General features: G+C 60.4%; 18 protein-coding genes and 1 riboswitch. Of the genes, 12 read left to right on the top strand and 6 right to left on the bottom strand.

Annotated elements, in window-relative coordinates; all coding sequences use genetic code 11:
* The first annotated feature begins 5 nt into the window (after window positions 1-5).
* From metK to CKW30_RS16585, 3 genes are all read left to right on the top strand, one after another.
* Window positions 6-1196: a methionine adenosyltransferase gene (gene metK / locus CKW30_RS16595; RefSeq protein ID WP_024014624.1), complete on the top strand. Its 1191-nt coding sequence runs from the start codon at window positions 6-8 to the stop codon at window positions 1194-1196.
* Between the two features lie 221 nt (window positions 1197-1417).
* Window positions 1418-3094 (top strand): NAD-dependent DNA ligase LigB, encoded by a 1677-nt coding sequence (ligB, locus tag CKW30_RS16590; RefSeq protein ID WP_095181354.1) that lies wholly within the window; start codon window positions 1418-1420, stop codon window positions 3092-3094.
* Between the two features lie 97 nt (window positions 3095-3191).
* Window positions 3192-3587, top strand: a complete 396-nt coding sequence (locus CKW30_RS16585; protein WP_016772779.1) for a DUF1090 domain-containing protein — start codon at window positions 3192-3194, stop codon at window positions 3585-3587.
* Between the two features lie 165 nt (window positions 3588-3752).
* On the opposite strand, the gene CKW30_RS16580 is transcribed toward CKW30_RS16585, so the two are convergent.
* Window positions 3753-4202: a cytochrome c gene (locus CKW30_RS16580; RefSeq protein ID WP_095181353.1), complete on the bottom strand. Its 450-nt coding sequence runs from the start codon at window positions 4200-4202 to the stop codon at window positions 3753-3755.
* Between the two features lie 128 nt (window positions 4203-4330).
* Between CKW30_RS16580 and CKW30_RS16575 the strand changes: the two genes are divergently transcribed.
* Window positions 4331-5503 (top strand): murein transglycosylase A, encoded by a 1173-nt coding sequence (locus CKW30_RS16575; RefSeq protein ID WP_095181352.1) that lies wholly within the window; start codon window positions 4331-4333, stop codon window positions 5501-5503.
* Window positions 5504-5593: 90 nt separating this feature from the next.
* Here the strand turns inward: CKW30_RS16575 and CKW30_RS16570 are convergent, their stop codons facing one another.
* Window positions 5594-5977, bottom strand: a complete 384-nt coding sequence (locus CKW30_RS16570) for an MAPEG family protein (protein WP_024014628.1) — start codon at window positions 5975-5977, stop codon at window positions 5594-5596.
* Window positions 5978-6309: 332 nt separating this feature from the next.
* Here CKW30_RS16570 and CKW30_RS16565 point away from each other — a divergent pair, with 332 nt between their 5' ends.
* Window positions 6310-7479, top strand: a complete 1170-nt coding sequence (locus CKW30_RS16565) for an MFS transporter (RefSeq protein WP_095181351.1) — start codon at window positions 6310-6312, stop codon at window positions 7477-7479.
* A 312-nt stretch (window positions 7480-7791) separates the two neighbouring features.
* On the top strand, window positions 7792-9057 hold the full coding sequence (locus CKW30_RS16560; protein ID WP_024014630.1) for a sodium:proton antiporter: 1266 nt from the start codon (window positions 7792-7794) through the stop codon (window positions 9055-9057).
* Here CKW30_RS16560 and CKW30_RS16555 read toward each other — a convergent pair whose 3' ends face one another.
* Window positions 9058-9945, bottom strand: a complete 888-nt coding sequence (locus CKW30_RS16555; protein WP_095181350.1) for a formate/nitrite transporter family protein — start codon at window positions 9943-9945, stop codon at window positions 9058-9060.
* A gap of 186 nt (window positions 9946-10131) precedes the next feature.
* Window positions 10132-10539 (bottom strand): acyl-CoA thioesterase, encoded by a 408-nt coding sequence (locus CKW30_RS16550; RefSeq protein WP_095181349.1) that lies wholly within the window; start codon window positions 10537-10539, stop codon window positions 10132-10134.
* A gap of 198 nt (window positions 10540-10737) precedes the next feature.
* Window positions 10738-10836: riboswitch (S-adenosyl-L-homocysteine riboswitch) on the top strand.
* A gap of 23 nt (window positions 10837-10859) precedes the next feature.
* Between CKW30_RS16550 and ahcY the strand changes: the two genes are divergently transcribed.
* The 5 genes from ahcY to CKW30_RS16525 all read left to right on the top strand — a co-directional run bounded on the left by ahcY (window position 10860) and on the right by CKW30_RS16525 (window position 17414).
* Window positions 10860-12269, top strand: a complete 1410-nt coding sequence (gene ahcY, locus CKW30_RS16545) for an adenosylhomocysteinase (RefSeq protein ID WP_041476788.1) — start codon at window positions 10860-10862, stop codon at window positions 12267-12269.
* Between the two features lie 159 nt (window positions 12270-12428).
* A complete protein-coding gene (gene metF / locus CKW30_RS16540; RefSeq protein WP_056786871.1) occupies window positions 12429-13274 on the top strand; it encodes a methylenetetrahydrofolate reductase [NAD(P)H] in 846 nt (281 codons plus the stop codon).
* Window positions 13275-13347: 73 nt separating this feature from the next.
* Window positions 13348-14430, top strand: coding sequence for a hypothetical protein (locus CKW30_RS16535; protein WP_056786451.1), 1083 nt, complete (start codon window positions 13348-13350; stop codon window positions 14428-14430).
* An 87-nt stretch (window positions 14431-14517) separates the two neighbouring features.
* Window positions 14518-15330, top strand: a complete 813-nt coding sequence (locus CKW30_RS16530; RefSeq protein ID WP_095181348.1) for an ABC transporter substrate-binding protein — start codon at window positions 14518-14520, stop codon at window positions 15328-15330.
* Between the two features lie 221 nt (window positions 15331-15551).
* Complete coding sequence (locus CKW30_RS16525) at window positions 15552-17414, top strand: DEAD/DEAH box helicase (RefSeq protein WP_016772767.1); 1863 nt, start codon at window positions 15552-15554, stop codon at window positions 17412-17414.
* Window positions 17415-17662: 248 nt separating this feature from the next.
* Here the strand turns inward: CKW30_RS16525 and CKW30_RS16520 are convergent, their stop codons facing one another.
* Window positions 17663-18241 (bottom strand): YceI family protein, encoded by a 579-nt coding sequence (locus CKW30_RS16520; RefSeq protein ID WP_039757580.1) that lies wholly within the window; start codon window positions 18239-18241, stop codon window positions 17663-17665.
* 31 nt (window positions 18242-18272) lie between these two features.
* The gene (locus CKW30_RS16515; RefSeq protein WP_041476792.1) at window positions 18273-18824 is read right to left on the bottom strand and encodes a cytochrome b; all 552 of its coding nucleotides are present in this window, start codon (window positions 18822-18824) and stop codon (window positions 18273-18275) included.
* A 300-nt stretch (window positions 18825-19124) separates the two neighbouring features.
* On the opposite strand from CKW30_RS16515, the gene CKW30_RS16510 reads away from it, so the two are divergent.
* Window positions 19125-19622 (top strand): hypothetical protein, encoded by a 498-nt coding sequence (locus tag CKW30_RS16510; protein ID WP_095181347.1) that lies wholly within the window; start codon window positions 19125-19127, stop codon window positions 19620-19622.
* Window positions 19623-19919 lie beyond the last annotated feature (297 nt).

The following is a 19919-nucleotide window of genomic DNA, read 5'->3' as shown; positions in this document are numbered from 1 at the left end:
TCGAGATGAGCGAATACTCCCTCTTCACCTCCGAGTCCGTGTCTGAAGGACATCCGGACAAAATCGCCGACCAGATTTCCGATGCGGTGCTGGACGCCATTATTGCCCAGGACAAACACGCTCGCGTGGCCGTGGAAACCCTGGTCAAGACCGGCGTAGCCATCGTTGCCGGTGAAGTGACCACCAGCGCCTGGGTCGACCTGGAGCAGATCGTTCGTGACGTGATTTGCGACATCGGCTACACCAGCTCCGAAGTCGGCTTCGACGGCGCGACCTGCGGCGTGATGAACATCATCGGCAAGCAGTCCCCTGACATCAACCAGGGTGTTGACCGCGCCAAGCCTGAAGATCAGGGCGCCGGCGACCAGGGCCTGATGTTCGGCTACGCCAGCAACGAAACCGACGTTTTGATGCCAGCGCCGATCACCTTCTCGCACCAGCTGGTGCAGCGTCAGGCTGAAGCACGCAAGTCGGGCCTGCTGCCTTGGCTGCGTCCGGATGCCAAGTCGCAAGTGACCTGCCGGTACGAAGGCGGCAAGGTTGTCGGCATCGACGCTGTGGTTCTGTCGACCCAGCACAACCCGGAAGTGTCGTACAAAGACCTGCGCGAAGGCGTAATGGAGCTGATCGTCAAGCACGTACTGCCTGCCGAACTGCTGAGCAAGGACACCCAGTTCCACATCAACCCGACCGGCCAGTTCATCATTGGCGGCCCGGTAGGTGACTGCGGTCTGACCGGTCGCAAGATCATCGTCGACAGCTACGGCGGCATGGCCCGTCACGGCGGCGGCGCGTTCTCCGGCAAGGATCCATCGAAGGTTGACCGTTCGGCTGCCTACGCAGGCCGTTACGTGGCCAAGAACATCGTTGCGGCCGGCCTTGCCGAGCGTTGCGAGATTCAGGTGTCCTACGCGATCGGTGTGGCCCAGCCTACGTCGATCTCGTTGAACACCTTCGGCACCGGCAAGATCAGCGATGACAAGATCATCAAACTGGTGCGTGAAGTGTTCGACCTGCGTCCATACGCGATCACCACCATGCTCGACCTGCTGCACCCGATGTACCAGGAAACCGCAGCCTACGGCCACTTCGGTCGCGCGCCGCAGACCAAGACCGTTGGCGAAGACAGCTTCACCACGTTCACCTGGGAAAAAACCGACCGCGCCGACGCCCTGCGTTCCGCCGCTGGCCTGTAATACCCTGGCTGCAAGAAAGCCCCGCACGGTTCGCGCCGTGCGGGGCTTTTTCATGCCTGACAGATTTTTGAGATCCCTGCGGGAGCGAGCCTGCTCGCGAAGGCGCCCGCTCATGCAACGTCAATTCAGAATCCGGAAACACCTCGAAAAACACCCCCGGTAACGCATTTCGAATCCTCACCTACCCTTCAAATATTACCCCCGAGCAAGGACGCTCAACGATGCTCTTCACACTGCGCCTGTTGCTGGCCTTCCTGCTGGCACTCATCACCCTTGTCAGCCAAGCCAACTGTCCGAACTGGGATCGTTCCCAAGCCCAACGCGAAATCACCACCCTGCAAAACCGGATCGACCAATGGGACGACGCCTATCACCGCGAAGGCCGTTCATTGATCAGCGACGAACTCTATGACCAGTCCCGACTGCGGCTGAAAGAATGGCAAGCCTGTTTCAACCAACCCTCATCCCCGCAGCCGTTGCACACCGCGTCCGGCCCGGTCACCCACCCCATCGCCCACACCGGTCTGGACAAGCTGCACAAAGCCGAAGACGTCGCCCACTGGTTGCGTGATCGCCAGAACGTCTGGGTGCAGCCCAAGGTCGACGGCGTGGCTGTCACGCTGATCTACCGCCAGGGGATATTGCAGCAGGCGATCAGTCGCGGTGACGGGGTCAACGGCCAGGACTGGACCGCCTCCGCGCGCAGGATTGCAGCCATTCCGCAACGGTTGAGGCAGCCACGGGATCTGCTGGTACAGGGCGAACTCTATTGGCGTCTGAATGCACATGTTCAATCACAGTCCGGCAGCGTCAATGCCCGCGCCACCGTCGCCGGGCTGATGGGGCGCAAATCCCTCGATGCCGAACAGGCCGCCGGGATCGGCCTGTTTGTCTGGGACTGGCCGCAAGGTCCTGTGCGGCTGCCGGAAAGATTGTCCGAACTTCAGACATTGGGGTTCGCCACAACCGAGCCCTATACCCAGCCCGTCACCCGATTCGAAGACGCGCAAAAATGGCGCGAGCACTGGTATCGCTCGCCACTGCCCTTTGCCAGCGACGGCGTGGTGCTGCGTCAGAGCCAACGGCCACCCGCCGAACGCTGGCAGGCTCGCGCGCCGTATTGGGCGATTGCCTGGAAATACCCGTTCGCCCAGGCATTGGCCGAAGTGCGCAAGGTCAACTTCAAAATCGGCCGCACCGGGCGGATCACGCCGGTGCTGGAACTGCTGCCGGTCAGACTCGATGACCGCGAAATCAAACGGGTCAGCGTCAGCTCGCTCAAGCGCTGGCAAACCCTCGACATCCGCCCCGGCGATCAGGTGGCAATCAGTCTGGCCGGGCTGACCATTCCGCGCCTCGACAGTGTCGTGCTGCGCACCAGCGAACGGGCGGACATCAACATCCCCGATGCTGGCGACTACCACGCCCTGAGCTGCTGGCAACCGACGCCGGGGTGTGAAAGCCAGTTTCTCGCGCGTCTGACCTGGCTCAGTGGCAAGCAGGGCCTGGCCATGCAGTATGTCGGTCGCGGCACCTGGGAGAAACTTTTGGAAACAGGCCGTCTGAAACACCTGCTGGATTGGCTGACCCTCGATGCATCAGAGCTTGCTAACATTGCCGGCCTCGGCGAGCGCAGCAGCGCACGGCTGATAGACAGTTTTCACGGCGCGCGGCAACAGCCGCTCGCTCGATGGTTGAAAGCGCTGGGCATGCCGCCGACCGGACAGGCACAACTGGACGATTCGTGGCAGGCCCTGGCACAACGCGACACTGAACAATGGCAGGCAGAAGCCGGTATCGGCCCGGGACGCGCGGCGCAACTGAGCGCATTCTTTCGTGACCCGCAGGTACTGGCTTTGAGTGACACCCTGAAAGCCGCCGGAATCGACGGCTTCTGAACCTGCAATCCCCGCCCGGCGGGAACCCAACGGCCGGCCAGACGCTCCAACAGCGCAGTGCCCTCCAACCCCGATTGCCTTTGCACATGGAGCTTTTATGAAATTTCTCGCACCGCTCGCCCTGCTTACTCTTTGCGGCGTCATGGCCGCCCCGGTCATGGCCGAAGAAGACGGCCCGGGCCTGACCGGTTGCGCTGCCAAGAAGCAGGGCATCATCAATCAGATCGAACAGGCCAAGTCGCGCGGCAACATGGAGCAGCAGGCAGGCCTGGAAACCGCACTGCGCGAAGTGAACGAACACTGCACCGACGCCGGGCTGAAGAAAGAGCGTGAGAACAAGGTGCTTGAGGCCAAGCATGAGGTGAGCCAGCGTCAGGCGGATCTCGACAAGGCCATGAAGAAGGGCGATCCGGAGAAGATCAACAAACGCAAGGAAAAGCTCGCCGAGTCGCGCAAGGAACTGCAGGAAGCGCTGGACGAGATCGATAAGTAACCCAAGCCCTGTGGTGAGGGGATTTATCCCCGTCCGGCGGCGAAGCCGTCGCAAATTCGACTGGTCGGTTCCGACTGAAAAAACTCGGTTATATGGTTTTTGGGCTGCTTCGCAGCCCATCGGGGATGAATCCCCTCGCCACAAGGTACTCAGCAGCCTCAGGAATCAATGATCGCGAAACTCTTTATGGCAAGCACTGCAGGCATCCTCGACTTTCTGCACTGCCGGTCCGAGATTGCTGGCCTTGTACGGCTGAACCTGACTGGCGACCACCAGTTCACCGGTAGCCGCTTCGAGGGCGCGGGCCAGTTGCTGAAAACGCGCCTGTTTCTGCCAGACATCGTCCTTGGCGCTGGTGTGATCTTCCTCGCGCACCTGCGGAAAATGCTTCCACGGTTCATGGGCCAACGCATCAAGTCTGACCGCGCCCTCGGCAAATTTCGGTCCGTCGAAGGCAATGCGCCCACGCAACATGCCGCCGAGGTCTTCGCTGGTCTTGAGCATCTGCTTGAAGATGGCCTTGCGCTGACCCAGCGGCGAATTCGGGTCGACGCCGCCACAGGCGGACAAGGTCAGACAGGCCAGCAATACAACAGCAATTGGTTTCAGAGTCATGATGGCTTCAGGTCGCGGAAATCGGCGGCCAGTATCCTCGGCTCACCGCCAAACACCAATAGCCCTATTAAAAATACGGGTTGGTCGAGCGCATGGAGCACTCGGCCAACCGGCACAGGAATCACTCCATGAACAGCCGCTTCACGGCCTGGCGTCACCCGCTTATCGTCACCCTCCCGATTCTGGCCATCCTTGCCGGTTGCACTGGCGGTGACAGCGCCAAACCGAAAACCCACGCACTGGCTACGTATTCCAGCGCAACTTGGGAAGCCTTGCCCGCGGTCTCCGATAGCGATCTGGTCGCAGGTTTCGGTTCCTGGCGCAGCGCGTGCACCCGACTCAAAGCCGACGCAGTCTGGGGGCCGACCTGCGCTGCGGCGGCGAATGTGCCGCAAAGCGCCGCCGAGATTCGTGCATTCCTCAAGCAGAATCTCGATGTCTACGGCCTGCGCGCCGAGAACGACAACCCCAACGGTCTGATCACCGGCTACTACGAACCGGTGTACCCCGGCAGCCTGACGCCCACCGCAACAGCAAACGTGCCGGTGTATGGCGTGCCGGAAGACATGATCATCGTCTCGCTCGACAGCATCTACCCGGAATTGAAGGGCAAGCGCCTGCGCGGCCGCCTCGAAGGTCGCGTGCTCAAGCCTTACGACGACGCGGCGACCATTGAATCCAAAGGTGTGAAAGCGCCAGTGGTCGCCTATCTGACTGATCCGATGAATCTGCAATTTCTGCAGATCCAGGGCTCGGGCCGGATCCAGACCGAGGACGGCAAACAGTTGCGCATCGCCTACGCCGATCAGAATGGCCACCCGTATCGACCGATCGGTCGCTGGCTGGTCGAGCAAGGCGAGCTGAAGAAAGAAGACGTGACCATGACCGCGATCAGCAACTGGGCCAAGGCCAACCCCACGCGCATTCCAGAACTGCTGGCCAGCAACCCGAGCTACGTGTTCTTCACCCGCAACCCGGACAGCAACGAAGGCCCACGCGGCTCGCTGAACGTGCCGCTGACCGCCGGCTACAGCGCGGCAGTGGATCGCAAAGTAATTCCGTTGGGCAGTCTGTTATGGCTGTCGACCACCAAACCGGATGGCACCCCGCTGGTCCGCCCGGTCGCGGCGCAGGACACCGGCGGCGCGATTGCCGGCGAGGTGCGCGCGGATCTGTTCTGGGGCACCGGCGATGCGGCCGGGCAACTGGCCGGGGACATGAAACAGCAGGGGCAGATCTGGATGCTCTGGCCTAAAGGAAAAGAGCTGCCGCAAGTGCCGCAGGTGGCTGACAAACCCTAAAGGCAAAAGATCGCAGCCTTCGGCAGCTCCTACAGGAGTATGCATTCCTCTGTAGGAGCTGCCGCAGGCTGCGATCTTTTGAGCCTGCTTTCAGATGGACACAAAGAAAAACGAAGCAATCAGCCCCATCCCGATAAACCACACCACCGAACGCAGTGCAGCCCAGTCAGCCAGGTAGCAAATGATGTACAGCAGGCGGCTGGTGATAAACAGCACGGCCAGCACATTGACCGTCACCAGCTCCGCAGTGCCGACCAGATGCGCAACGATCACCGCAGCGGCAAACGCGGGCGTTACTTCAAAGCTGTTCAGTTGCGCGGCGTGGGCGCGACGGGCGACGCCATCGACGCTGTCGAGAAAGTCCCGTGGATCGTAATTGTCCTTGAGGCGGAAACCGCCGGTGGCCTTCGCCACGATCGTGCACACGTACGGCAGGAAAATCGCGATCAACACACACCACAGAGCCACTGTCATAACGTCGTCCTTTTTTCGATTGGAGAAATTGGCGAGCGGTCAGAACTTCATCACCAGCATGCCGATCAGCACCTGCCCACAGGCTAAGAGCAGCGCCCGGCCGAAAGGTTCTTTCAGCTGGATATAACACGGCAATTCCAGTGAGCCGTCGATTAGTCAGATTATTGATTCGCCATGTGTCAGCAGCTGTTTATACTGCAACCCACCACGCCGTACTCAGCTGCACACCAAAAAACTCCAATAAAAGCTGCCTGCTCCGCTTTCCTCGAAAACGGTCGCTGGCACGCGTATGCCTGATCAAAGCGTCAAGACTACCGACAGAGACCTTGCGCATGCCCCTCGCTTTACTTGCACTCGCCGTTGCCGCATTCGGCATCGGCACCACCGAATTCGTCATCATGGGCCTGCTGCCCGACGTTGCCCGCGATCTGGCGGTGAGCATTCCTCATGCCGGGCTGCTGATCACCGGTTACGCCCTGGGCGTGGTGTTCGGCGCACCGATCCTGGCGATCGGCACCGCCAATATGCCGCGCAAAGCGACACTGCTGGGCATGACGCTGATGTTCATCCTCGGCAACATGCTCTGCGCGCTCGCGCCGAACTACGCGACGCTGATGGCGGCGCGCGTGGTCACGGCGCTGTGTCATGGCGCGTTTTTCGGCATTGGCTCGGTGGTTGCCGCCGGCCTGGTTGCGCCGAACAAACGCGCGCAAGCCATTGCCATGATGTTCACCGGCCTGACCCTGGCCAACGTGCTTGGCGTGCCACTCGGCACAGCGCTGGGCCAATACGCTGGCTGGCGCTCGACCTTCTGGGCGGTGTCGGTGATTGGCATTGTGGCGGCGTTGGCGCAATGGTTGTGGTTGCCCAAACACATCGCGATGGACAAGGCCAATCTCGCCAGCGAATTCAAGGTGCTGGGCAAGGCCAACGTCTTGTTGGCGCTGGGCATGAGCGTGCTGGCCTCGACCAGCCTGTTCAGCGTGTTCACGTATATCGCACCGATCCTGCAAGACATCACTGGCGTCAGCCCCCACGGCGTGACGGTGATGCTGCTGTTGTTCGGCGTCGGCCTGACAGCGGGCAGCATGCTCGGCGGGCGTCTGGCCGATAGCCGCTTGCTGCCGTCACTGGTCGGCGTGGCACTGGCAGTTGTGGTGATTCTGGCGGCGTTCAGCCAGACCAGCCGTGCGGTGATTCCGGCGGCGATCACCCTGGTGCTATGGGGGATTTTCGCCTTTGCGCTGTGCCCGATTCTGCAGCTGCTGATCATCGATCAGGCGCATGAAGCGCCGAACCTCGGTTCGACGCTGAACCAGAGCGCGTTCAATCTGGGCAACGCAGCAGGTGCCTGGATTGGCGGGCTGGTGGTGGCCAGCGGCGCGGATCTGGCGGACCTGCCATGGACCGGGGCGCTGGTCGGCGTGCTGACGGTGCTGACGGCGCTGTTGTTCATTTACCTGCAACGTCGGCAGGCGAGTGCGGTCAATGTGACTGGCTGATCGTGGTGTTTCAGATAGAGCCCTCACCCTAGCCCTCTCCCGAAGGGAGAGGGGACTGATCGGGGGATGCTCGATACCCACGCCGACTTGAACGTGCATTGCTGAATCCATAATCGACCCGATCGTCCAGGTCGATGCACCTCGCCAGACACCTCGGTCAGCTCCCTCTCTCTCGGGAGAGGGCTGGGGTGAGGGGGTTGTTGTTGAGCATGACGCGCCATTCGAATGTGCCCTCAGCCAACCCCGCCCCATCAAACCCCTGCGTCCAACCTCCGGTCGCGCTCCATTCACCCCTCATCCAAAGGACCCCGGATGCTTGAACTTGTCGCCGCTTTCATCTGCCTCACCACCCTCCTGACCTTCGTCAATTTCCGCTTTATCGGCCTGCCGCCGACCATCGGCGTGATGGTTACCGCCCTGCTGTTCTCATTGCTCCTGCAAGGCCTCAGCGTCCTCGGCTTTCCCGGCCTCGAAGATCGCGTGCAGCAACTGATCGGACAGATCGATTTCGGCGATCTGCTGATGAACTGGATGCTCTCGTTCCTGCTGTTCGCCGGCGCCCTGCACGTCAACCTCAATGATTTGCGTAGCTACCGCTGGCCGATCGGCCTGCTGGCGACCTTCGGCGTGTTGATCGCCACCGTGGTGATCGGCAGCCTGGCCTTCTACATTTTTGCCCTGTTCGGCTGGCACGTGAGTTTCCTCTACTGCCTGTTGTTCGGCGCGCTGATCTCACCGACCGACCCGATTGCGGTACTCGGAGTGTTGCGTACCGCCAACGCTTCGAAGCCACTGAAAACCACCATCGTCGGCGAATCACTGTTCAACGACGGCACGGCGGTCGTGGTCTTCACCGTGCTGCTGGGCATCGCGCAACTGGGCGAAACCCCGACCGTCAGCGCCACGGCCATGCTCTTCGTCCATGAGGCGATCGGTGGTGTGTTGTTCGGCGGACTGATCGGTTATCTGGTCTATCGGATGATCAAAAGCGTCGAGCAGCATCAGATCACCGTGATGCTGACCCTGGCCCTGGTGATCGGCGGTTCGGCGATGTCCACCGAACTGCACGTCTCGGCGCCGATTGCGATGGTGGTGGCCGGTCTGATCATCGGCAACCTCGGGCGCAATCTGGCGATGAACGACATGACCCGTCGCTATCTGGACGGTTTCTGGGAGCTGCTCGATGACATGCTCAACGCTTTGCTATTCGCGCTGATCGGCATGGAGTTGTTGCTGCTGCCGTTCAACTGGCTGCACATGGCCGCCGCAGGTCTGCTGGCGGTGGCGATTCTGTTGTCGCGCCTGCTTACCGTGGCGCCGGCGATCCTGCTGCTGCGGCGCTGGCGCTCAGTGCCGGCCGGCACCATCCGCATCCTCACTTGGGGCGGTTTGCGCGGCGGTGTTTCGGTGGCACTGGCGCTGGCGCTGCCGCTGGGCCCGGAGCGCGATCTGCTGCTGAGCATCACCTACATCGTCGTGCTGTCGTCGATCCTGCTGCAGGGCCTGACCATCGGCAAACTGGTCAAGCACGCGACGCGCAACGAGCCCGCGAGCGTGGCTGAGCCAGCCCACCACTGATCATTTCTTGATCGACTGCGGATCGGGCTTAACAGCCTGATCCGCAGATTCCTTCGGCGCACCGCTTTCGCTGCGAATCTGCGCATGGCTGATCAGCGCGAAGATAAAGCTGCCGCCGATGATATTTCCTGCCAGCGTCGGCCCGGCGAACACCGCCCAGAAATCACTCCACGGCAACTCGCCGGCAAACACCAGATAGGACACTTCCGCCGATCCGACGACGATATGGGTGAAGTCGCCCAGCGCCATGAAGTAGGTGATGAGGATGATGATCCACATCTTCGCGCTCTCCATGGAGGGGATCATCCAGACCATGGTGGCGATCATCCAGCCGGAGACGATGCCCTTGGCGAACATCTGACTGGCGCTGTGTTCCATGACCTTGCGGCCGATCTCGAGGAAGGCGACGTCGGTCTTGCTGTCGAAAATCGGCAGTTCCAGCATCACGTAGGCGACCAGAATCGTCCCGCAGAGGTTGCCGACCAGTACCACCGTCCACAGACGGATCAGTCGCAGGAAGTTCTTCAGCGTCGGCTTGGTCATCACCGGCAGCACGGCGGTCAAGGTGTTCTCGGTGAACAGCTGCTGGCGGGCAAGGATCACCGCGAGGAAACCGGCACAGTAGCCGAAACTGGCGATCACCTTGAATTCGTCTCCGTCGGGCAGGCGCGAATTGAGCAGGCCCATGCCCATCAGGGACAGGCCCATGGTCAATCCTGCCGCCAGCGCCGACCACCACAGCGCGGCAATGCTGCGCTCCAGTTCCTGGTCGCCCTGGGTGCGGATGATTTCATGCAGAACGGCCGCGCGCGGCGGCTGGCTCTTCTCGACTTCGTGCTGCTCCTTGGGCGAGAGGTCGGGGGTCTTTTCGCTGGTGGGGGTGGTCATGGCGTGGCAACCGGTGGGGGGCGATGTAGCTACGACCGTTGCGCTTGGGAATACGTTCTGTAGGCGCGGCGCAAATCTCTGGATGCACGCCAATCCAGGGTAGGAGCTGCCGAAGGCTGCGATCTTTTGATTTTCAGAAACAAGATCAAAAGATCGCAGCCTTCGGCAGCTCCTACAGGGCTCGCGTTACTCGCTGACGGCTTCGTCATCCTTGAACTGGTCTTTCACATATCTGATCTCGGTCCGCCCGTGCGGCGCCGGCAGGCCGTCTTCGCCGAGATTGACGAACACCATTTTCTCGACGGTGAGGATGCTCTTGCGGGTGATCTTGTTGCGCACTTCGCAGGTCAGGGTGATCGAGGTGCGGCCGAATTCGGTGGCGGTGATGCCCAGTTCGATGATGTCGCCCTGGCGCGAGGCGCTGACGAAGTTGATTTCCGAGATGTACTTGGTCACCACGCGCTGGTTGCCCAGTTGCACGATGGCGTAGATCGCCGCTTCTTCATCGATCCAGCGCAGCAGGCTGCCGCCGAACAGGGTGCCGTTGGGGTTGAGGTCTTCGGGTTTAACCCATTTGCGGGTGTGGAAATTCATGTTCACTCCTGAGCGCTTGCCGAAAGATGCGCCCATCTTGGCAGACTGATCAGTCAGGCTCCAGGCAGCTGCGACTATGGTCGCCATTGGCGATCTTCATCTGGCCGACAGAAACCCTTTGGAAGATCAGCCCGGGCGGCTATAATCGCCCCCGTTTCAAAAAACGGTAACGTTCATTGGCTACCGTTTTCCCGCCACCTGTCCGAGGGGCGCTGCAGCAGGTTCGACCTGTCAGGCTCGGATGGGGCGTTGACCGGCTCACGCCGGACACTAAACGCACAACGGCGCCCATTCGCATACATTACGAATGGAGGCTCTTCATGAGCGCTGTCAACACGCCTGCCGATTTTACCGATTACAAAGTTGCCGACATGTCCCTGGCTGCCTGGGGCCGTCGCGAAACCATCATCGCCGAATCGGAAATGCCTGCCCTGATGGGTCTGCGCCGCAAATACGCTGCCGAGCAGCCGCTCAAGGGCGCGAAAATCCTCGGCTGCATCCACATGACCATTCAGACCGCCGTGCTGATCGAAACCCTGGTTGCCCTGGGTGCCGAAGTACGCTGGTCGTCCTGCAACATTTTCTCCACTCAGGATCAGGCCGCTGCCGCTATCGCTGCCGCCGGTATCCCGGTGTTCGCCTGGAAAGGCGAGACTGAAGAAGAGTACGAGTGGTGCCTGGAGCAGACCATCCTCAAGGATGGCCAGCCATGGGACGCCAACATGATCCTCGACGACGGCGGCGACCTGACCGAGCTGCTGCACAAGAAATACCCGCAAGTGCTCGATCGCGTTCACGGCGTGACCGAAGAAACCACCACTGGTGTACACCGTCTGCTGGACATGCTGGCCAAGGGCGAGCTGAAGATCCCGGCGATCAACGTCAACGACTCGGTGACCAAGTCCAAGAACGACAACAAGTACGGCTGCCGTCACAGCCTGAACGATGCGATCAAGCGCGGCACCGACCACCTGCTGTCCGGCAAGCAAGCGCTGGTCATCGGTTACGGTGACGTGGGCAAGGGCTCGGCCCAGTCCCTGCGTCAGGAAGGCATGATCGTTAAGGTTTCCGAAGTTGACCCGATCTGCGCCATGCAGGCGTGCATGGACGGTTTTGAACTGGTTTCGCCGTTCATCGACGGTATCAACAACGGCACCGAAGCAAGCATCGACAAAGCGCTGCTGGGCAAGATCGACCTGATCGTGACCACCACCGGTAACGTCAATGTTTGCGACGCGAACATGCTCAAAGCCCTGAAGAAGCGCGCCGTGGTCTGCAACATCGGTCACTTCGACAACGAAATCGACACCGCTTTCATGCGCAAGAACTGGGCATGGGAAGAAGTGAAGCCACAGGTGCACAAGGTTCACCGCACCGGTGCCGGCAGCTTCGATCCACAGAACGACGATTACCTGATCCTGCTGGCCGAAGGCCGTCTGGTGAACCTGGGCAACGCCACCGGTCACCCGAGCCGCATCATGGACGGTTCGTTCGCCAACCAGGTACTGGCACAGATCTTCCTGTTCGGTCAGAAATACGCCGACCTGTCGCCAGCGCAGAAAGCCGAGCGTCTGACCGTTGAAGTGCTGCCGAAGAAACTCGACGAAGAAGTGGCCCTGGAAATGGTTCGCGGCTTCGGCGGCGTGGTCACCCAACTGACCAAGCAACAGGCTGACTACATCGGCGTCACCGTCGAAGGCCCGTTCAAGCCGCACGCCTACCGCTACTAACAGGCGCTGAATGCTCGCTCTCCCTGTGGGAGCGAGCTTGCTCGCGAAGGCGGCTTATCATTCAACATCCGTGTTGTCTGACCCAGCGCTTTCGCGAGCAGGCTCGCTACCACACGGGATTGCAGCGCCTCGAAGGTACTTGTTTCCAAGGGTATGACCATGTCCCAAGACCGTCGCTACAGCTTCGAGTTTTTCCCGACCAAGACCGATGCCGGGCAAGAAAAGCTGCTCGCCACTGCCCGCCAGTTGGCCACCTACAATCCTGATTTCTTTTCCTGCACCTACGGCGCTGGCGGTTCGACCCGTGATCGCACGCTCAACACCGTGTTGCAGCTGGAAAGCGAAGTCAAAGTACCCGCCGCACCGCACCTGTCGTGCGTCGGTGACAGCAAGGACGACCTGCGCGGCCTGCTGAACGAATACAAGGCTGCCGGCATCAAGCGCATCGTTGCCCTGCGTGGCGACCTGCCGTCCGGCATGGGCATGACCAGCGGTGAGCTGCGTCACGCCAATGAACTGGTGGAATTCATTCGTGAAGAAACCGCCGATCATTTCCACATCGAAGTCGCGGCTTACCCGGAGATGCATCCGCAAGCACGCAACTACGAAGACGATCTCGCCAACTTCGTGCGCAAGGCAAAGGCCGGTGCCGACAGCGCGATCACCCAGTACTTCTTCAACGCCGACAGCTACTTCTACTTCGTCGACCGTTTGCAGGCGCTGGGCGTGGATCTGCCGATCGTGCCGGGGATCATGCCGATCACCAACTACAGCAAACTCGCGCGCTTCTCCGATGCCTGCGGTGCGGAAATCCCGCGCTGGATCCGCAAGCAGCTGGAAGCCTACGGCGATGACACGCGAAGCATTCAAAGCTTTGGCGAACAAGTCGTCAGCGAAATGTGCGAACGCCTGCTGCAGGGCGGCGCACCGGGGCTGCACTTCTACTCGATGAACCAGGCCGAACCTAGCCTGGCCATCTGGAACAACCTCAAGCTGCCGCGCTGAAGGTTTTCCATGCGATAAAAAAGGCCCTCACCGGGCCTTTTCACTGAAAAGCACAAATGGAATATTGTCGTCGATGATCTGCGCGCAAACAAAAACACGCCCTCAACTGGTCTATCTGGTTTTCGGTGCCGAGACTTACCATCAGGAAGCTGTTTTCAGCATCGCCAGTGCTCTGGCGTGGTTGCGCGAGACACCGGATGCCCCGATCGATATCCAGGTCTTCAGCGACAATCCGCAACCCTATGCACATCTCCCCGTACGCGTTCGCCCGCTGGACGCCGAAACGCGCCAGAAATGGAGCGAGCCCCACGGTTATCATTTCCGCATCAAACATGTCGCTTTGCGCTCGGTACTTGAAGAGCATGAAACGGCGCTGTTGATCGACACCGACACGTTCTTCCACTGCTCGCCGCTCAAACTGTTCGAGCGGGTACAGCCCGGCACCCTGCTGTGCAATGACTACTACGCCCGCTATGGCGACAACAAGATGAGCCTGCTCTACCGCACGCTGTCGGCCACACTGCTGGACAAAGGTCTGACTGACGATCACATGCGCCTGCTCAACTCCGGCGTCATCGGCTTGCACCGCCAGGACGCTCACGTGCTCGACCGCTCCATCGCTTTGATCGATGAGCTGTTCCCGTCGGCACAGGGCGCCTACACCCTCGAAGAGTTCTGCCTGTCAGTGGCCGCCTACCGCACGCTGGACGTCAACAAGTGCCCGGATCTGATTCACCATTACTGGAGCCGCAAGCACCTGTTCAGGGCCAAGGTTCAGGCCTGGGTCGCCAAACATGGCGACAACCCGACCGGCGAGGCTGCACTGGACGACACCCGACGTGTATCACCGCAACTGCCTCGACCACCGCGACTGCAGCGGATGTTCTACAAGCTCGTCACGTTGCTGCTGCCGGCACATCTGCGTCAGTTCATTCGCGAAATCCTTTACGGCTGCTATGAACATCCCAACGAGTTCGATCAGGCGTGTGCAGCGGTCTGGTGGGACAAGGCACTGGAAAACCAGCAGCAACGCATCGGCAAGCCGGTTTGCAGGCACTTGCTCAGGGACTGGTTCAGTCGCGGCCTGGTCAAGCGGATCCTTGGTTCGCGTCACGCGAAGGTCCACCAACACCTGCTGAAAACCGCAAGCAAATAAGGCCATCGCGGCCATTGCGCCCGGGGTCTGCGCGAAACATGCATGCCAGAGCTTCTCATCAGGCGTTTCGCGTACTAACCTCAGGCCATGCCCCTTATTGCCCAACTGCTGAGCGTTATTCTTCTGACTTGCCTGAGCGTCGCCGCTCGGGGGGAGAAGTTGCGTATTGTCACCGAGCCGTGGGCGCCTTACGTCTACGAACAGGGTGGTAAAAACCTCGGTCTTGACTACGAAACCACCGCCATCGTGTTCCAGCGCCTGGGCATTGAAGTGGAATGGCAGTTCCTGCCGTGGAAGCGCTGCCTGTCGATGCTCGAGACGGGTCAAGCCGACGGTGCGCTGGACATCTTTCACAGCGCCGAACGCGACGCCACTCTGCTCTACCCCAGCGAACCGCTGTCCGACGTCGAATTCGTGATGTTCTACGCCAACGAGCGGCCGCATCCATTCAACACCCTCGAACAACTCAAAGGCCTGACCATCGGCACCTCGCCGGGTTATCTGTACAGCCCTGACTTCAGCCAGTCGGACCTGTTTACCCGTGAGCCGGCGCCAACTCATGAAGCCAATTTCGGCAAACTGGTGCGCGGGCGGATCGACCTGCTGATTACCGATCGCCGCGTCGGTCAGCATTTGCTCGATGAGCTGAATATTCGCGATCTGATCACGGAAAACCCGACGGTTATCAGCCGTCAGAGCCAGTTTCTTGCGGTTCGGCGCAATGCCGGTATGGACTTGCTGGTGCAGCGTTTCGGCGCCGAGCTCAAGCGTTTCAAGCGCGAACCGGCCTACGCCGAGCTCAGCGCGCGCTATGGTGCCGCACCTGTTGAGGGCGCACCAATGCGCTCGGCCACGGCCGGCGGCAAAACCGTTGAGCAGCAGGAAAGCAGCGCGCAGTGATTGCTCTGTTATACTCCGGCGTTCCCGCCAGGCTCACGCCCGGACGCCCGGAACCGTAACAGGCCTCTCGACCCGCTACAGCGCAGCTTCCAGCCCGCGCGAGCGCTCCTGACGTGCCTTCGGAACCGCCGCTGGACCGGACGGGATTGCGTCCTCTTAAACGTGATTCGCGCCAGGCAAGACTCCCATTGGGCCAAGCCCTAACTAAAACAGGATTACTCATGTCCTTTGCTTCCCTCGGTCTCTCCGAGGCTTTAGTCCGTGCCATCGAAGATGCGGGCTATACCGAGCCTACTCCGGTGCAACAGCGGGCCATTCCCGCCGTGTTGCAAGGTCGCGACCTGATGGTGGCGGCTCAGACAGGTACCGGTAAAACCGGCGGCTTCGCCCTCCCGATTCTGGAGCGGTTGTTCCCCAACGGTCACCCGGACAAATCCCAGCGTCACGGCCCGCGCCAACCGCGCGTGCTGGTCCTGACCCCGACCCGCGAACTCGCGGCCCAGGTGCACGAGAGCTTCAAGATCTACGCCCGTGACCTGAAATTCGTCAGCGCCTGCATCTTCGGCGGCGTCGGCATGAACCCGCAGGTCCAGGCCATGTCCCGTGGCGTCGACGTTCTCGTCGCCTGCCCGGGTCGCTTGCTCGACCTCGCCGGCCAGGGCAGCGTCGATCTGTCCCACGTGGAAATTCTCGTTCTCGACGAAGCCGACCGCATGCTCGACATGGGTTTTGTCCACGACGTGAAGAAAGTCCTCGCGCGTCTGCCGGCCAAGCGTCAGAACCTGCTGTTCTCGGCGACCTTCTCCAAAGACATCACCGACCTCGCCGGCAAGCTGCTGCACAACCCGGAACGCATCGAAGTGACGCCGCCAAACACCACGGTCGAGCGCATCGAACAACGCGTGTTCCGCCTGCCGGCCAGCCACAAGCGTGCGCTGCTGGCGCACCTGATCACCGCCGGCGCGTGGGAACAGGTACTGGTTTTTACCCGCACCAAGCACGGCGCCAACCGTCTCGCTGAATACCTGGACAAACACGGCCTGCCGGCTGTGGCAATCCACGGTAACAAGAGCCAGAACGCGCGCACCAAAGCCCTGGCCGACTTCAAGGCCGGCGAAGTACGCATTCTGGTTGCCACCGACATCGCTGCCCGTGGCCTGGACATCGATCAGTTGCCGCATGTGGTCAACTTCGAGCTGCCGAACGTCGATGAAGACTATGTGCACCGTATCGGCCGTACCGGCCGCGCCGGTCGTTCGGGCGAGGCGATCTCGCTGGTCGCGCCGGACGAAGAAAAACTGCTGAAAAGCATCGAGCGCATGACCAAGCAGAAGATTGCCGACGGCGATCTGATGGGCTTCGACTCCAGCACCATCGAAGCCGAGAAGCCGGAAGCCCGCGAGCGTCCGGACATCCGCAACCCGCGCAATTCCCGTGGCCCGCGTGGCGACGGTCCGAATGGCGGCGGCGGTGGTGGTGGTCGCAAGGACAAAGGCAAAGACAAGGGCAAGGAAAAACCGGCCGGTGAACGTGGCGAGCGCCCTGCCCGTCAGCAGAAACCGCGCGAAGGCACCCCGAGCCGCGAACAGCGCCCGAGCCAGCCACCGCGTGCAGCAGCTGACCGTGCCCCGGACGAGTTCCTCGACGACGATATCGATAACTTCGGTAACCGCGTCGACTACGTGCCGAAAGCCGCTCCTGCCGGCGGCCGTGGCCGTCGTCCGGGTGCACCGGCGCAAGGCGCTGGCGCACCCCGTGGCGGTCAGCCCCAGGGTCGCCAGAACGGTCCGCGCAACAGCAACGGCTCGAGCACCGGCACACCACCGGCCAAACGCAGCGGCCCGCGCAATGGCGCACCGCGTGATGGTCAGGGTCGTCGCGACGAATCCGCGCCGCGCAACCGCCGCCCGGCCCGTGACGATCAACCTCGCAGCGAACCGGCCGTGCAGAACCCGCGCAGCAACGGTCCGAAGATCATGCACAAGGAATCGAAAGCCGACCGCTTCCCGACGCCTGAGCAGCTCGATCAACTGCCAAGCCGCCCGCGTGGCGAGAAACCAGCCTTGCTGACCCGCAATCGCTGAGTTTTAACCCGCCATGAAAATGCCCCGACTCGAAAGAGCCGGGGCATTTTTTTACCTCGATTATCTCTGCCATACCGCAATACCCCTGTGGGAGCGAGCCTGCTCGCGAAGGCGGCGGGTCAGCTGAATCTTTGCCGATTGACACACCGCTTTCGCGAGCAGGCTCGCTCCCACAAGGAATAGCGTGTTATGACAAAAAAAACGCCCCCGACCTTTCGACCGGGGGCGTTTTCATGTGGCGGCGAAATTTATTTCGCTTTCACACCTTCGAACGAAACATACAGCTCGACCGCATCGGACTTCGGACCGAGGTCTTTCTGCTTGCCGAAATCGGAACGCTTGATGGTGGTGGTGCCTTCGAAGCCGGCACGGTAGCCGCCCCATGGATCCTTGCCTTCGCCCAGGAAGGTGGCCTTGACGACAACCGGCTTGGTTACGCCCAGCAGGGTCAGGTCGCCGGTCACGTCAGCGGTGTTGGCACCGGTGGACTTGACGCTGGTGGATACGAAAGTAGCCTTGCCGAACTTGCTGGCGTTGAGGAAATCAGCGCTGGCGATGTGCTTGTCGCGCTCGGCGTGGTTGGTGAACACGCTGGCAGTGTTGACGTTGAACTCGATCTTGCTGTCTTCAGGCTTGGCAGCGTCGAAGCTGAACTTGCCGTCGATGTCTTTGAAGGTACCGGTGATGTAGCTGTAGCCCAGGTGGCTGATCTTGAAGTCGACGAAGGCGTGCTGGCCTTCCTTGTCTACCACATAGTCAGCAGCCATTACGTTGGCGGACAGCACGGCAGAACCGATTGCCAGAGCGGCCAGAGTCTTTTTCAACATGCTTTCTTTTCCTTTGAGTCGAGGTTGAATTTCAGGCTTTGCGACCGAGCATTCGAGTGAGGGTCGCATCACGATCGATAAAGTGGTGCTTCAATGCTGCCAACGCATGGAGACCGGAAAAAATTACCAGTGCCCACGCCAGCCACAGATGAATCACCCCAGCGGTATCTGCCTGATCCGGTAGTCCGGAGAGCAGAGCAGGGACTTCAAACAGGCCAAACACCGGGATCCCGACACCGTCTGCGGTGGAAATCAGGTAACCGGCAATCATCACAGCGAACAGCGCCAGATACAGAAACCCGTGGCCGAATTTAGCGCCGATACGGGTCATGCGGCTGTAGCTTTGCAGCGTTGGCGGCGGTGGGCTGATGAAGCGCCACAGCACCCGCAACACCATCACACCGAGCAGCACCAGACCGATGCTCTTGTGCAGATCCGGCGCGTCTTTGCGCCAAGTGCTGTAGTAATCCAGCCCAACCATCCACAGACCCAGCGCAAACAGCCCGAAGACCGCCAGCGCCACGCCCCAGTGCATGAAGATGCTGACCCAACCATAGCGCGAAGAAGAGTTACGTAGCTGCATTGCCCAAATCCTGTGAGAACTGCGAACCAAGACTAGCGAGTTATCTATCGAATTAAAGCGAAAAATTTTGCTTTGAAATATCGATAAATACGATCAAGAGTCTGCGAGCGGGGTGTTAAGGAAGGATTAAAGGCGATTCCTGCGTGGAGCGCTTGTACAAATGACGGGGGCTGCATTGACCATCGTCGTCTCTGCACACGCAGACGGCGAAACTCGCCCCTGATAACTATGTACCGCTGATGCGCAATTCAAACCTGCTCGAATGATGCTTCTTTTCATTATTCAAACAGGCACGAAAACATGGCTCTGCGATATACGCCCTTTCAAGCAAGTGGTTCTTCTGTACTGCCGCCCAATCAAACGATGTCTGCGGGCCAATTCCTGCAATCCGAGAACGGTCGATTTCGTCTGATGCTGCAAAGCGACGGGAACCTCGTGCTCAAGGACGGTGAGGCGATCATCTGGATCGCCGACGCCAATCAACCTTACAGCGCAACTTTGCACCCGAAGAAGATGCGCGAGCCGCTGCAGTTTGTGATCAGCAACAGCGGCTTTCTTTATGACCCCTCCAGGCGACGATTATGGATCGCGGAAAGCACGCACAGCACCGACAAGTCGCTTTGGTACAACACATACATGACTGTGCAGGACGATGGAAACCTGGTGATTTACGACCAGCGCACGGGCAGTCTGCGCTGGGCGCGTTTCGGTTTCATTCCCGGGCGCCTGCGCAAACTCAAGCAAAAGTGGCTGAGGAAACTGCCGAACGGGACAGAATTCTTCAAGTGGGAGTTTTGACTGACAAGCCATTCATGGCCGATCAGTTATGAAGTACTGCCGGCGGTTGCAGGCATTCGGCACTGTAGGGATCTATGTGGCACTTGTGCGCCAGTTCAGAACCATAGCCGCCGGGGAAAAATTGCCCGTTGCTACATCCGGAAAGTGCAATCAAAACCAGTATCGCGATAAGCGTTTTCATAGCATGCCTCCAATTTTTTCCAGCATAAAATTGGCGCGCTGGCAGCCGCTATCACCTCATTCCGAGCATCTTGTGGGAAGGCTCCGGTACGCCGGTAAGTCCCGTAACCGGATGAC

The organism is Pseudomonas sp. Irchel 3F6 (assembly GCF_900187595.1).
Taxonomy (GTDB): Bacteria; Pseudomonadota; Gammaproteobacteria; order Pseudomonadales; family Pseudomonadaceae; genus Aquipseudomonas; species Aquipseudomonas siliginis.
This window is presented reverse-complemented; position numbering and strand designations above follow the sequence as displayed.

Bases quoted from the DNA above. Each gene is read 5' to 3' on its own strand.
- CKW30_RS16560 (WP_024014630.1), top strand. From the start codon at position 7,792: ATGCTTGAACTTGTCGCCGCTTTCATCTGCCTCACCACCCTCCTGACC.
- ligB (WP_095181354.1), top strand. From the start codon at position 1,418: ATGCTCTTCACACTGCGCCTGTTGCTGGCCTTCCTGCTGGCACTCATC.
- CKW30_RS16525 (WP_016772767.1), top strand. From the start codon at position 15,552: ATGTCCTTTGCTTCCCTCGGTCTCTCCGAGGCTTTAGTCCGTGCCATC.
- CKW30_RS16585 (WP_016772779.1), top strand. From the start codon at position 3,192: ATGAAATTTCTCGCACCGCTCGCCCTGCTTACTCTTTGCGGCGTCATG.
- CKW30_RS16550 (WP_095181349.1), bottom strand. From the start codon at position 10,539: ATGAATTTCCACACCCGCAAATGGGTTAAACCCGAAGACCTCAACCCC.
- metK (WP_024014624.1), top strand. From the start codon at position 6: ATGAGCGAATACTCCCTCTTCACCTCCGAGTCCGTGTCTGAAGGACAT.
- CKW30_RS16575 (WP_095181352.1), top strand. From the start codon at position 4,331: ATGAACAGCCGCTTCACGGCCTGGCGTCACCCGCTTATCGTCACCCTC.
- CKW30_RS16535 (WP_056786451.1), top strand. From the start codon at position 13,348: ATGATCTGCGCGCAAACAAAAACACGCCCTCAACTGGTCTATCTGGTT.
- ahcY (WP_041476788.1), top strand. From the start codon at position 10,860: ATGAGCGCTGTCAACACGCCTGCCGATTTTACCGATTACAAAGTTGCC.
- CKW30_RS16555 (WP_095181350.1), bottom strand. From the start codon at position 9,945: ATGACCACCCCCACCAGCGAAAAGACCCCCGACCTCTCGCCCAAGGAG.
- CKW30_RS16565 (WP_095181351.1), top strand. From the start codon at position 6,310: ATGCCCCTCGCTTTACTTGCACTCGCCGTTGCCGCATTCGGCATCGGC.
- CKW30_RS16515 (WP_041476792.1), bottom strand. From the start codon at position 18,824: ATGCAGCTACGTAACTCTTCTTCGCGCTATGGTTGGGTCAGCATCTTC.
- CKW30_RS16580 (WP_095181353.1), bottom strand. From the start codon at position 4,202: ATGACTCTGAAACCAATTGCTGTTGTATTGCTGGCCTGTCTGACCTTG.
- CKW30_RS16570 (WP_024014628.1), bottom strand. From the start codon at position 5,977: ATGACAGTGGCTCTGTGGTGTGTGTTGATCGCGATTTTCCTGCCGTAC.
- metF (WP_056786871.1), top strand. From the start codon at position 12,429: ATGTCCCAAGACCGTCGCTACAGCTTCGAGTTTTTCCCGACCAAGACC.
- CKW30_RS16510 (WP_095181347.1), top strand. From the start codon at position 19,125: ATGGCTCTGCGATATACGCCCTTTCAAGCAAGTGGTTCTTCTGTACTG.
- CKW30_RS16520 (WP_039757580.1), bottom strand. From the start codon at position 18,241: ATGTTGAAAAAGACTCTGGCCGCTCTGGCAATCGGTTCTGCCGTGCTG.
- CKW30_RS16530 (WP_095181348.1), top strand. From the start codon at position 14,518: ATGCCCCTTATTGCCCAACTGCTGAGCGTTATTCTTCTGACTTGCCTG.